The organism is Streptomyces griseochromogenes (genome assembly GCF_001542625.1).
Classification (GTDB): domain Bacteria; phylum Actinomycetota; class Actinomycetes; order Streptomycetales; family Streptomycetaceae; genus Streptomyces; species Streptomyces griseochromogenes.
Genome location: NZ_CP016279.1, coordinates 3,150,214 through 3,163,152, shown reverse-complemented (window position 1 = coordinate 3,163,152; position 12,939 = coordinate 3,150,214). Strand labels below are relative to the sequence as shown.

General features: G+C 69.1%; 11 protein-coding genes. 3 read left to right on the top strand and 8 right to left on the bottom strand.

All coding sequences use genetic code 11. The annotated features are described in order from the left end of the window. Positions 1-13: 13 nt before the first annotated feature. The 6 genes from npdG to AVL59_RS13460 form a co-directional block, all read right to left on the bottom strand. Complete coding sequence (npdG, locus tag AVL59_RS13485; protein ID WP_067303335.1) at positions 14-715, bottom strand: NADPH-dependent F420 reductase; 702 nt, start codon at positions 713-715, stop codon at positions 14-16. Further along, on the bottom strand, positions 712-1,482 hold the full coding sequence (locus AVL59_RS13480; RefSeq protein ID WP_067303332.1) for a type 1 glutamine amidotransferase: 771 nt from the start codon (positions 1,480-1,482) through the stop codon (positions 712-714). Before AVL59_RS13480 ends, npdG begins: the two co-directional genes overlap by 4 nt. 40 nt (positions 1,483-1,522) lie before the next feature. Further along, on the bottom strand, positions 1,523-2,887 hold the full coding sequence (locus tag AVL59_RS13475) for a pyridoxal phosphate-dependent decarboxylase family protein (protein WP_067303329.1): 1,365 nt from the start codon (positions 2,885-2,887) through the stop codon (positions 1,523-1,525). A 94-nt stretch (positions 2,888-2,981) separates the two neighbouring features. Next, a complete protein-coding gene (locus AVL59_RS13470; RefSeq protein WP_067303326.1) occupies positions 2,982-3,830 on the bottom strand; it encodes a fumarylacetoacetate hydrolase family protein in 849 nt (282 codons plus the stop codon). Beyond that, positions 3,823-4,782: a 3,4-dihydroxyphenylacetate 2,3-dioxygenase gene (locus tag AVL59_RS13465; protein ID WP_079146678.1), complete on the bottom strand. Its 960-nt coding sequence runs from the start codon at positions 4,780-4,782 to the stop codon at positions 3,823-3,825. Before AVL59_RS13465 ends, AVL59_RS13470 begins: the two co-directional genes overlap by 8 nt. Continuing rightward, positions 4,775-6,265 (bottom strand): aldehyde dehydrogenase, encoded by a 1,491-nt coding sequence (locus AVL59_RS13460; RefSeq protein ID WP_067303324.1) that lies wholly within the window; start codon positions 6,263-6,265, stop codon positions 4,775-4,777. Before AVL59_RS13460 ends, AVL59_RS13465 begins: the two co-directional genes overlap by 8 nt. A 115-nt stretch (positions 6,266-6,380) precedes the next feature. On the opposite strand from AVL59_RS13460, the gene AVL59_RS13455 reads away from it, so the two are divergent. From AVL59_RS13455 to AVL59_RS13445, 3 genes are all read left to right on the top strand, one after another. Beyond that, the gene (locus tag AVL59_RS13455) at positions 6,381-7,868 is read left to right on the top strand and encodes an aldehyde dehydrogenase (protein ID WP_067303321.1); all 1,488 of its coding nucleotides are present in this window, start codon (positions 6,381-6,383) and stop codon (positions 7,866-7,868) included. Then, positions 7,865-8,608 carry a gamma-glutamyl-gamma-aminobutyrate hydrolase family protein gene (locus AVL59_RS13450; protein WP_067303318.1) on the top strand — a complete coding sequence of 248 codons (744 nt, stop codon included), beginning with the start codon at positions 7,865-7,867 and terminating at the stop codon, positions 8,606-8,608. The genes AVL59_RS13455 and AVL59_RS13450 overlap by 4 nt, the downstream gene beginning before the upstream one ends. A 119-nt stretch (positions 8,609-8,727) precedes the next feature. Then, the gene (locus AVL59_RS13445) at positions 8,728-11,172 is read left to right on the top strand and encodes a SpoIIE family protein phosphatase (RefSeq protein ID WP_067303316.1); all 2,445 of its coding nucleotides are present in this window, start codon (positions 8,728-8,730) and stop codon (positions 11,170-11,172) included. A 123-nt stretch (positions 11,173-11,295) separates the two neighbouring features. Here the strand turns inward: AVL59_RS13445 and AVL59_RS13440 are convergent, their stop codons facing one another. Both AVL59_RS13440 and AVL59_RS13435 read right to left on the bottom strand, forming a co-directional pair. Then, complete coding sequence (locus AVL59_RS13440) at positions 11,296-12,102, bottom strand: acetoacetate decarboxylase family protein (RefSeq protein ID WP_067303314.1); 807 nt, start codon at positions 12,100-12,102, stop codon at positions 11,296-11,298. 79 nt (positions 12,103-12,181) lie between these two features. After that, entirely contained in the window at positions 12,182-12,922 is a 741-nt protein-coding gene (locus AVL59_RS13435; protein WP_067303308.1) for an SDR family NAD(P)-dependent oxidoreductase, read from the bottom strand. Positions 12,923-12,939 lie beyond the last annotated feature (17 nt).

Here is a 12,939-nt window from a genome sequence, read left to right as displayed (position 1 = left end):
AGGCCAACTGGCCTCAGACATCGGTAACCCTCAGCCCTGCGTGCGCCCGGTAGCGGCGGTTCACCGAGATCAGGTTCGCGGTCAGCGACTCTACCTGGTGGGCGTTGCGCAGCCGACCGGCGAATATTCCCCGCATGCCAGGGATCCGGCAGGCCAGAGCCTGGACGATGTCAGTGGCCGCACGCGAGTCGCCGAGGACCATGACGTCGGTGTCCATCCGCTCTGCCTCCCGGTCCAACAGCAGCTTCGCGGAAACATGGTGGAAGCCGGCGGTGACATGCGAGTCCGGCAGCAGAGCAGCGGCCTGCTGGGCAGCACTTCCTTCGTCGGGTCTCAGGGCATGGGCGCCTTGCTTGTCGAAACCGAGTGGATTGACGCAATCGATGACGACCTTGCCAGCGAGGTCCCTACGGGTGGACTCCAGGACAGCGCGGTGGCCGTCCCAGGGGACCGCGATGATCACGATGTCGCCGGCCGCGGCGGCAGCGGCGTTGTCCGCGCCTCGGATGCCAAGCCCCAGCTCGGCGGCGACAGCTTCGGCCCGTTCGGCACTCCGCGAGCCGATCACCACCCGCTGCCCCGCTTTGGCCAGCCGGTAAGCCAGACCACTGCCCAGGTCGCCGGTTCCGCCGAGAACGCCGACGGTCAAACTCGACACATCAGGGAGATCATGCTCTCCGCGTGGATTCTCGGTCGCCGCATCAGGTGCTGTCATGTCAGTTCCCGTCTTCTTTCGATCGCAGCCGGAGGAGATGTGGTTGCCGGTCGCGCCGGCGAACTGCCGGAGCACGGCAGTGCCAGGAAGGCATCGACCAGCAGGTGTGCCCGCTTCCGGGCAGCCTGCGCGTCCTCGCGCGTGCGGGCGAGCAGCTCACCAGGGTCCAGGCCCAGCCCACTTGCCGTGGCATCGCCACCATGGGCGAGCCATGCCGCCAGTGTCTCCGGGGTGAGCTCGGGGTGGAACTGGACACCCATGCTGCGACCGTGCACGAACGCCTGAGAAGCGACGTCATTGCGGGCGATCTCCCGGGCTCCGGGCGGGAGTACCCACCGGTCACCGTGGAACTGGAACCAGGGGCCGTCCGGTACGAGCCGGGGCGCGTCGGTGTGGATGTTGGTCCAGCCGAGCTCGAAGCGCGGGGATCGTTCGACTCGGCCGCCGAGCGCGGTCGCCAGCGCCTGGCCGCCGAAGCAGATGCCCAGCACGGGGATCCCACCGGCGTGCGCCGATCCCAGTAGTGTCAGTTCGGGCGCGATCCATGATCCGATCAGGTCGGTGTGATCCACCGACCAGGGCGCCCCCAGGGCGACGACCAGATCGATATCCACCACCTCGGGAAAGGTGCATCCGACGCCAGGATCGGTGAAGCGCGACTCGGGGACAACGAGCAACTCATCGAGTACGTAGCCTCGTTGAGTGAGCCTCTCCCCCACGTAACCCGGTGTGGACAGGTGGTCGTGCTTGATGATCAGCGCTCGCACAGACGGCCTCCTTTGCATCTCTTGTCGGCTCTGCCGGTGATCAGAACCGCGCGAGTTCTTCCAGCCGGGCGTGCAAGTGGTCCACGTAGCCTTCGGACTCGGGCTTCATCAGCACGCTGCGAAGGGTCCGAGCCCCGTCCGCGTCCGCGGTGACCTTCGGGTGACGGGCCGTCAAGGCGTCTGCTGAGACGCGGAGTGTGCTGAGGAACACCGGATCCTCGGTGTCGTTCATACCCGCGTGCAGGATCATGGCGCTGGCTTCGTCGATCCGGGAGAGAGCCTTCGGCTCCGTCACGGGGAAGTAGGTGACGATGTCGAGTTCCGGGGCCTGATAGAGCTCCAGGCGCTCCGACTCCTCGATCAGTCCCGCCCAGCGCACCGCCGCCCGGCGGCCGGCGGCCAGCACTTGGCCGAGCCCCTCTCGGGTTGGCGGCAGTATCTGGAAGGTGAGCCAGAGGGCTGCGGCAGCCGCGCCGGCTCGCGAGCACTCAAGGCTTATCTCACCGAGGTGCAGCTCTTCGGAGGTGAAGTAGGTGTACGGGGAGTCGTGCAGGTAGAACCGGCCCACCTCCGGATCCCGGAACAGGACCGCCCCGCAGCCGTAGGGTTGCAGGCCGTGCTTGTGCGGGTCGACCACGATCGAGTCGCACTGTGCGATGGCACGCCAAGGAGCCTCGGGCAGTCCCTCGGGACCTTCCGCGCCGGCCAGCAGGGTGAAAAAGCCTCCGTAGGCGGCGTCCACGTGGATGCGCACGCCGTAGCGCTCGCGCAGGGCGAGGGCCTCGTGGATCGGCTCGACCGCCCCGAGGCCGGTGGTGCCCGCGGTGAGTACGACGGTGCCGATTTTCCCTGCGCGCAGGAGGTCCTCCAGGGCGTCGAGGTCCATCCGGCCGTGGTCGTCGACCGGGACCGGATGGCCTTCCATCCCCAGGACCCCGCACATCCGGCCGTGTGTGTAGTGCGCCTCGGCGCTGTATGCGACGCCGCGCCCGGGGTGGGTCTCGCGAGCCACGTAGAGGGCTTCCAGATTGGCGATCGTGCCGCTGGTGGTGAGGTGGCCGAGATGGGAGTCGTAGCCGAACATGCCGGCCAGCTGCTGGACCACCTCGCGCTCCATCCGGGCCGTGGCCGGGCCGCCGTCCAGGGCGTGGTTGTTGGGGTTGACGAGCGCAGCGGTGAGGTATCCGACGATCGCGGCCGGGTGCGGTGGCTTGAGCATCTGTCCGGCGTAACGCGGGTGGAAGAAGGGGTAGTTGTCCTTCAGGCGCTCGGCAAATTCCCGGAATGCTGCAGCGAACCGGGCGTCGTCGACCTCCAGCGCCGGGTGCGTTTGGTAGGGGCCGAAGCCGGCGGACCAGTCCTCGTTCGAGACCACAGCCTCGCTGAGCCAGAATCCGAGGTCCACAGGGATTCACTCCTGACTGTTCGACGGAGGGGGCATGTCCATTTGCGAGCCCGGTACCGACCTGTCGGGCAGGTCGGTACCGGAGTGTGGAGAGTCAGGTCCGCTGGGGCGCTCGGATGCCCCGGAACTCCCAATCGCCGCCCAGGGCGGTGGAAAGGACCTCTTCGGAGGTGGTCGGCTGGGCCCCGCAGTCGTCACGTACGGCCACCGGTCCGATGACGATGTGGTTGGTGAGGCGTCCGAGCCCCTCGACCTCCACCTCGACGACGTCGCCGGGCTGCACCGGCCGGGAGTTGGCGGGCGTGCCGGAGAGCAGGACGTCACCGGGGTACAGGGTGATCGTGCGGGCGATGTCGGCGACGAGGTAGTGCATGTCCCACTCCATCTCGTCGGTGGAGCCGTCCTGGACCACCTCGCCGTTGACGTAGGTGCGCAGCCGCTTGCCCCGGAAGTCCCAGTCGGTGACGAGCCCGGGGCCGAGCGGGCAGAGCGTGTCCGATCCCTTGACGCGGAGCATGGATCCGGCGTCGGTGTCCCGGAAGTCGTGCAGGCCGTAGTCGTTGGCGATGGTGTATCCGGCGATGTAGTCACCCGCTTCGGCGGGAGAGACATTGCGGCAGGTGCGGCCGATGACGATGGCCACTTCGCCCTCGTAGTTGAGGTACTTGCAGCCGTCCGGCCGGACGATCGCGCCGCCGTGTGCGTTGAGCGCGGAGGTCGGCTTGTGGAAGTAGGTGGGCGCGGGTGGCAGTGAGGTGGCGAACTCCTCCACCCTGCTGCGATGGTTGAGGTGAACGGCGACGACCTTGGAAGGGACGACCGGCGGAAGGTGGTGGGCTTCAGCGATCTTTACGCGTCGTCCGTCGGCGGCGACCAGTTCGTCGCCTTCACGGATGACCTCGAAGACCGCGCCGTCGAGGAGTATGCGGCGGTACTCAGGCATGGAGGGGTGCCTCCTCGTCATGGTGAGGGTCGACGTGGTGGTGGATGTCGTGGCGCAGGGCGCCGGTTGAGCGCGGGGCCGTCCAGCCGCCCGCGGGCCGGTCGAACCACAGGTGGACCTGTCCGGTGCCGACCGAGTTCTCGTACTTGCTGAACAGGCGGCCGGAGGCCGTCAGGCGCTCTTCGCCAAGGGCGCCGGCCATCATCAGGTAGTGGCCGAAGCGGGCCTCGGGCTTGTGCTTCAGGAAGTCCGGCATGGCCTTCAGCACCCGGTCGTGGCGGCCCTGTTGGAACCACTCGATGCGTTCGAGGTCGGCGTCACGGGCCTCGGGGGTGAAGACGTGCTCGGGGTGGCTGGCCTCGTGGTCGCGGATCTCGCGCAGCGGCCAGAAGGTGTGCGACAGCGCGCCGGAGGCGATGAGCAGCACCTTGCGGTCGGTGGCGGCGATGGCGTCGCCGAGCGCGCGGCCGAGTCGTAGGTGGTCCTCGGTGTCTCCGGTCTGGCACACGCCGATGGAGACCCAGCGTTTGCCCTCGACGCCCAGGTATTTCCAGAGGTTGACGGTGGCGTAGTAGATGGGGAGGTAGGGGTCGTCGATGGGGGTGATCCAGGTGCCGTGTTTGTCGGCCTGGGCGGCGATCGCGTGGGCGAGTTCCGGGTCGCCGGGGAAGTCGTAGGGGATGCGGCACATCCCCCGCGGCAGTTCCTCCGAGGTGAACAGCCCGGCGCGGCGGTCGTGTGCGGTGACGACGAACTCGACGGTGGTGGCCCAGTGGGAGTCGAGCAGCACCACGGTGTCGTAGTCGGCCGTTTCGAAGACCTCGCGGCGCAGCTGCTCCAACCCGCCGACGAGGGTGGTGTCCTGGCCGTGGTTGAGCTCCCGGCGAGCGGCCTCGGAGAGCATGATGGTGGGTACGTGTGCGAGCAGGCCGGCGCCGACGATCTCACCCATGGGTGTGCCATCCCTTCGGCGCGGTCACGGTGTTCTTGACATCGCAGTAGAAGTCGAAGCTCCAGGTGCCGCCCTCGCGCCCGATGCCGGATTGGCGGGACCCGCCGAAGGGGGCTTGGAGGTCACGGACGAAGAAGCAGTTGACCCAGACCGTTCCGGCGACGAGCCGCTCGCTGACGCGCGTGGCGCGCTCGGTATCTCCCGTGGCGAGAGTGGCGGCGAGGCCGAAGCGGGTGCCGTTGGCCAGCTCGACGGCCTCGTCCTCGGTGGCGAAGGTCTGGAGGGTGAGGACGGGCCCGAAGACCTCCTCGGTGACGATCGCGGCGTCGGGGGCGACAACGGCCAGGAGGGTGGGCTGGTAGTAGAGCCCGCCCAGGTGGTAGTTGGGGCTGCCGCCGAGCAGCACCGTCGCTCCGTCGTCGATCGCGTTCAGGACGAAGCCGTTGATGCGTTCGACATGGTCGCGGTGGATGTTCGGGCCGATGTCCGTGGCCTCGTCGCGCGGGTCGCCCTGCTTGAGTTTCCGGGCTCGCGTGAGGAAGCGGGCGGTGAACTCCTCGGCGATGCTCTCCTCGACCAGCAGCCTGGTGGCCGCGAGGCAGACCTGCCCGGCGTTGTCGTACTGCTCGATCGCGAGGTCCACGGCGAGGTCGAGGTCGGCGTCGGCGAAGACCAGCAGCGGTGATTTGCCGCCGAGCTCCAGGCTGACCGGGACCAGGTTGGCCGCCGCGGCGGCGGCGATGTGGCGGGCCGTCGGTACCGAGCCGGTGAAGCTGATCCGGGCCACTCCAGGGTCGGAGACAAGAGCGGCGCCGACCTCTTCCCCGTAACCCTGGACGACGTTGAGCACTCCGGCGGGCAGCCCCGCCTCGGCCGCGATGTCGGCGAGCAGCGACGCCGTGAGGGGCGACCATTCGGCGGGCTTGAGGACAACGGTGTTCCCCGCCGCGAGCGCCGGGGCGACCTTCCAGGTGGCGAGCATCAGCGGCGCGTTCCACGGCGTGATGAGGGCGCAGACGCCGGCCGGGTCCCAGGAGACGTGGTTGGTGTGGCCGCGTGTCTCGAAGTCCTCGTGGTCCAGGGTGAGAAGCCAGTCGGCGAAGAAGCGGAAGTTGTGCGCCACCCGGGGCATCACGCCGCGCCGGTGGGAGCGCAGGAGCGCCCCGTTGTCGGCGGTCTCGACGACGGCCAGTTCCTCGATGCGCTTCTCGATGCCGTCGGCGATGGCGTGCAGAATGCGTGCTCGCTCTTCGCGTGAGGTCGCGGCCCACGCCGGGAACGCGGAGCGTGCCGCTGCCACAGCCTGGGCCGCCTCGGCGGCGCCGCCGCGGGCGATCTCGGCGAGGGGGCTGCCGTCGATCGGTGAGGTGGTGGTGAAGGTGTCGGCGGACGCCACCCGCTCGCCGCCTATCCAGTGGCGGGTGTCGACGGCGACGCCGGCGACTCTCGCCTCGGTCGCGTCTGTGTCGCGCCGTGGGGACATGTCAAAGCCTCCAGATTTCGTTTGGCTCCAAACAAGCTAGCCGAGCCCGAAGGGACTGGTCAACACCTTCGAGGCGTGTATCGTTTGAGCCCAAACATAATCGCTGGAGGGCTCCATGCCACCTGCCACCCACGAAGAATGGCTGACCCTGGCGGCACGTCTCACGCCGCCCGTTCACCATCTGATCGACGGAACCGACGCCCCTGGAGAAGCCGGGATCTTCCCACTGGTCTCGCCCCGCGACGGACAGGTCCTGGCCGAGGTCGCCGACGCGAGCGGCGCCGACGTGGACCGCGCGGTCTCCTCCGCACGTCGCGCCTTCGACCACGGGCCCTGGCCTCGCCTGTCGCCGACCGAGCGGGGTCGCATCCTGCAGCGCTTCGCCGACCTGGTCGAAGAGCACCGCGCCGAACTGGCCCTGCTGGTAAGCCTGGAGATGGGCAAGCCCGTCACCGAGGCGTACGGCATCGAACTGCGGGCCGTGACCAACACCCTGCGCTACTACGGGGAACTCGCCGACAAACTGTCCGACGAGGCCCCTCAGACGCACAGCGACGCGCTGGCCCTGGTCACCCGGGAGCCGATCGGCGTGGTGGCCGCGATCGTGCCATGGAACTTCCCCCTCACCCTCGGCACCTGGAAGATCGCCCCCGCGCTCGCGGCGGGCTGCACCGTGGTCCTCAAGCCCTCCGAGCAGACGCCGCTCTCCGCGCTGCGGCTCGGGCGTCTCGCCGCCGAGGCCGGTGTCCCCGACGGTGTACTCAACGTGATCACGGGGCAGGGCCGGGCCGTCGGACAGGCCCTCGGCCTGCACCCCGACGTCGACGTGCTCGCCTTCACCGGCTCCACCGCCGTCGGCCGCCACTATCTCCGCTACGCCGCCGACTCCAACCTCAAGCGGGTCTGGCTGGAGCTCGGCGGCAAGTCCCCCAACATCGTCTTCCCCGACGCACCCGACCTGAGCGAGGCCGCGGCCACCGCCGCGTGGGGGATCTTCTTCAACGCCGGCGAGATGTGCACCGCCCCCTCCCGCCTGCTCGTCCACACCTCCATCGCCGAGCAGGTCATCGACCTGATCGTCGAACGTGCCGGCACACTACGGGTGGGCGACCCACTCGATCCGACCACCGAGATGGGACCGGTCGCCACCGCCCGCCAGCGCGACACCGTTCTCGCCCACATCGACCATGCGAAGCAGGACGGCGCCCGTCTGCGAACCGGGGGATCCCCGCTGCCCCACCCAGGGGGTCTTCACCTGAAACCCACCGTCTTCGACCAGGTCACCCCCGACATGAGGATCGCCCGCGAGGAAGTCTTCGGCCCCGTCCTGGCCGTCCTGACCTTCGACACCACGGAACAGGCCGTTGCACTCGCCAACGACAGCGACTACGGGCTGGCAGCCGGGGTGTGGACCAGCGACCTTGGCACCGCCCACCAGGTCTCCCGGCAGCTCAGGGCCGGCACCGTGTGGGTCAACTGCTACGAGGAGGGCGGCCTCAACGTCCCCTTCGGCGGCTACAAGCAGTCCGGCAACGGCCGTGACAAGTCCGCCCATGCCCTGGAGAAGTTCACCGAGCTCAAGACCACCTGGATCCGGCTGTGACGCGCCGCCCGCTGATCGCCGTACCGGCCCGCTTCTCCGACTCCGCAGCCGCCCTGCGCTACGCCGCCGAAGTCAACGCCCGCGCCTTGATCGAGGCCGTCTACCATGCGGGCGGCGAACCGTTCACCATGCACCCGCACGCACCCGGAGGCCATGCCGACCCCGACGAGATCGCCCGACGCCTCGAGCACTGCGACGGACTCGTACTCCCCGGGGGCGGCGATCTCGCCCCGCACCGCTACGAGGCCGCCGAGGCCCACGCATCCATCTACGACGTGGACGACGAGCAGGACGCATTCGACCTAGCCCTCGCCCGGTACGCCCTGGACACTGCACTGCCCATGCTCGCCATCTGCCGTGGGCTGCAAGTGGTCAACACCGCCCTCGGCGGCACGCTGCGCCAGACGATGGGCGGCCCCGACGCAGATCACCGCCCCCGGATGCACCCGATCGCGATCGAAAGCGGCTCGCTGCTGGGAGGGGTCCTGGGGGTGGAGAAGGCCCAGATCTCCTGCTATCACCACCAGTGCCTGGATCGCGTCGGCGCCGGGCTGAGCGTCGTCGCAACCGCCGACGACGGCACCGTCGAGGCCGTGGAGCGACCCAACGGTGCAGGGTGGTTCCTCGGCGTCCAGTGGCACCCCGAGGACACCGCCTCGTATGACGCCGCTCAGCAGGAACTTTTCGCCGCCCTGGTCGCAGCAGCTTGCCGACCGGCAGGGCAGTTCGCCCGACGATAGAATTGCAGTCCAGTTGATGGTCCAAGCGGAGATACAAGGCTGCTTCCCGCAATGCGGCCGCGGACCCCACCGGGGCATCGCACTTCCGAGTGCCGCGAGTCGCGGAGTGGGGGTGACACATGAGCGACGCCCCGTTCCATGACGCCCTCGACAATCTCCCCGAAGAGGAAGCCGAGGCATACGCCACCCTCGACGCGAACTGCGTGGTGACGAGCTGGAGCCCCGGCGCCCAGCAGCTGCTCGGCTACGCGGCGGACGAGATACGCGGGCAGCACGGAACCGACCTGCTGCACGCCCAGAGCGACGCCGCCCGACTCACCGAGCGCTGCCGGGCAGGGGAGACAACCGCCCTCTGCCGCGTATCCCTGAGACATCGGGACGGCAGCCGGGTCGAGGCCGCACTGTGGGCTCAGCCCCTGGTGCCCACCACCGGTGAACGGCAATGGCTCATCCGTGCGCAGAGCGCAGACGCCGTACGGCGGCAGAATCTCGGCCGCGCGCTGTTGCGGGGCCTGTTCACCGAATCACCTTTCCACATCGACGTGTTCGATGCCCAGCTGCGCTTCGTCGCGCAGAACGCGCGACGCTTGAAGGGCTTCCGGGACCAGGACGTGATCGGGCGCACCATGCGGGACGTGGCGCCGGCCGGGGTGCTGGACATGGCGGCCTTCGAGGCCCGGCAACAACAGGTCCTGGCCACCGGGGAGGCCCTCGTAGCCACAGAGGTGCGCGCCCGCGATTCCGAGGCCCCGCATCGGGACCAGGCGTTCTCGGAAACGATCGTGCCGCTGCGCAGCAGTTCGGGGGCGGTCATCGGACTGGCGCACGCCGTGTTCGAGGTGACCGACAGGGTCAGGGCCCGGGAGCGGTTGGCGCTGGTCAACGACGCGAGCGCGAAGATCGGAAGCACTCTTGACGTCCTGCGCACCGCGCAGGAACTGACCGATGTCGCCGTCCCGCTTTTCGCCGACCACGCGTTCGTCAACCTGCTCGACCCTGTCTTCGGCGGCGAGGAGCCGGTACTCGGCCCCATCGCCGAGACGGTGCCGCTGCGGCGGGCGGCGACTTCCTCCACCCCCGAAAGCCCGACGGAGGTGGTGGTCGCCACGGGAGAGGTCGACTCGTTCACCTCGGGACCGGGTGCCCTGTTCGGCCGGGCGCTGACCACGGGCGAGCCCTTGTTTCTGACAACGGAGCAAGTGATCGCCGAGCTCGCCCCGGTCGATCCCCGACGGGCCGCCCTTGTCCGCGAGTACGGGACCCACTCGTATCTTCTGGTACCGATGTTCGCACGAGGCGCCCCGCTGGGGGCGGCGGTCTTCCTGCGCTTCAGGCGTGCAGATCCGTTCGAGGCGGATGACGTGCTCTTGGCCCAGGAGTTCGTGGCGCGTGCGGCGGTATGCATTGACAACGCGAGGCGCTACACCCACGAGCGGGCGACGGCGATGGCGCTCCAACGCAATCTGCTGCCACAGCAGTTGCCGCTACTCCGTGCCGTTGAGACGACGTCGCGCTACCTGCCGGCAGGCGGCCGTGCGGTGCTCGGGGGCGCATGGTTCGATGTGATTCCGTTGTCGGGCGCGCGTGTGGCATTGGTCGTGGGCGATGTCCCCGGGCAAGGCCTGCATGTGGCCGTGACCATGGGGAGATTGCGCACCGCGGTGCGGACGCTCGCGGATCTCGATCTGTCGCCCGAGGAACTGCTCACCCACCTGGACGACCAGGTCAGCCGGTTCCAGGACGAGCGCGGGGAGGGACTCGCCGGTGGAGCGGCCGGCACATCGTGTTTGTACGCCGTCTTCGATCCCATCTCACGGCGGTGCGCCATGGCTCGGGCGGGGCGTCCACCGGCCGCCCGTCTCTCGGCGGAAGGGAAGGTGGAGCTCCTCGGTCTGCCCGGCGGCCCTCCCCTTGGACGTGGTGGAGCTCCTTTCGAAAGTGGCGAGGTGACTCTCAACGACGGGGATGTTCTCGTCCTGCACACCAGTCGTCCGGAGGAGACCGCGAAGGACAGCGCCGGGACCGATCTCACATGGCTTCGCGAGGCGTTGTCCGAGCCTCAGCTCGCCGCATCTCCCCGGCTCGACGGCATCTGCGCCTCGGTGGTCCGCCGCCTGCCGCCGAGCCGCCCGCAGGATGACATCGCGCTGCTCGTGGCACGCGTCCGCGGGCTGCATCCGGACCGCCACATCACCTGGCAACTGGCTGCCGAGCCCGAGGTCGTGGGCGAGGCACGTGCGCTCGCAACCCGGAAGCTGGCCGAATGGGACCTGGAGGAGCTGGAGTTCACCACCGAGCTGGTGGTCAGCGAACTGGTCACCAATGCCATCCGCTATGGCAGCCCGCCGATCCAGCTGCGCCTGATCCGGGACCGCGGCCTGATCTGCGAGGTGTCCGACGCCAGCAGTACCTCCCCGCACATCCGGCGCGCGCTGGAGACCGACGAGGGTGGGCGAGGGCTCTACATGGTGGCGCAGCTCGCCCAGTTGTGGGGGACCCGCTACCACGCCCGCGGCAAGACCATCTGGGCCGAGCAGGCCCTCCCGACGGCTGTCACGCCATGACGGCGTAGTCCGTGGGCGCACGGGTGCGACCGGCCGCCTGGGCCACCGCGTCGGCGTGCCACACCTCTGCGGTCCTGCGCGGCAAACCCCCGCAGGACCGCAACGACGTACCCTCGCGAGCCGCTACTCGGCGCCGGAAGTCCCGGTCTCCAGCAGTGTCCCGCCGTCCCAGCAGACGCCCACCTGCCGGTAGTAGGCGCCGATCAGCTCCCGCACCTCCAGCCGGGCCAGTTCCTCCGTCGGCGCGTCGAAGAGCCGCAGTTCGGCGTCGGCGGCCCAGGGCTGCCCGCCTTCGAAGGACGCCGCGCCGGTCTCGATGAGTTCGTCCAGCGCCAGTCCCTTGCCCTTCTCGATCGAGGGCAGCCAGCGGTGGTGGGCCATCGGGTGGCCGTTGACAAAGCCGTTGTGCTCGGTCGGCTCGCGCAATGTCACCACGGCCTCGGCCAGTCGCCGGTCCGCCGCGGCCAGCGTCGCCCCGAACGCCGCACCCCGCTCGATCCGCGGCGCGGGGCCGTACGGGTGGGGACGCGTCATGTGGATCGAGCCGAGCTTCTTGGGATACCCCTGGTGGAAGCCGCGCGCGATGGCGAAGTCCTTGTCCACCCAGATGTATACGCACCGGGAGTACGTCGTCCCGCGGTACTTGCAGCGCACCACCGCGAAGCACTCCTTGTACTGCGAGCGCACCGGATCCAGGAGCTCTTCCCTGGAACCGCTGCACGACTGCCAGTCGGCCCAGATCAGAGCGACGGCTCCCGGGTCCTCGTCCGCGAGCTCCAACGGCTGCGGAAGCAGCTCGGCGACCCGTGCGGGATCGGTCCGGTACTCGACGGTGATCAGGTCGCCGGAGTAGTACCAGGGCGGCGACGGAACGAGCGAGGAACGGCCTGTGGCCGTCTTGGGATGGAAGAACCCGCGGACGCCGGTCATGTGAGACTCCTTGTTTCGAAAGGGACGGACAATTCATTTGGACCCATACGATTCACGCGCAATTGGGCGTCACACCTGTTCAGGCAGGAAATGTGGAGCGCGCCAGGCCCCCGAAGTCGATCACCTGGGCCGTGCCGTTGACGCCTGCCGAAGCAGGGGAGGCGAGAAAGAGGATCGAACGGGCGATGTCCTCCGGGCGGTGGACCCGGTACGGCTGACCGTCGAAACCCTCCTTGACCAGCCCCAGATCGGCGCGCGACATCGGGGTGTCCACCACACTCGGGCAGACGCAGTTCACCCGGATCCGGTCCTGGTCGAGGTCGACCGCGAGCGCCTTGGCCAGCATGAGCACACCGCCCTTGGACGCGCAGTAGGCCACCATGCCGGGCGCCGCGACGAAGCCGGAGTCGGAGGCGACCATGACGATCGCCCCTCCTCCGTTGCGCCGCATGACGCCGGCCGCATGCTTGGCGAGGAGGAACTGCCCGGTGAGGTTGACGTCGACCGTGTGCGCGAAGTCGTCCCGGCTGGTGCGGATCGCGTTCTGCCCCATCGGGCCGGAGACCCCCGCACAGCCGACGGCCACATCCAGTCCGCCGAAGCGGCCGGCCGCCCGTCCCACCGCCTGGGCGACCGCGGCCTCGTCCGTGATGTCTCCTTGATGCCAGAGCACATCGTCGGGCGCCCAGGGGGGCCGGGGTGACCGGTCGATCACCGCCACGCGGGCGCCTTCCTCACGGAAGGCTGCGACTGTGGCCCGCCCGATGCCGCTGGCACCACCGGTTACCAGCACCGCACGGTCCTCCAGTTCCAGATCCATGTCAGACATCTCGTCTG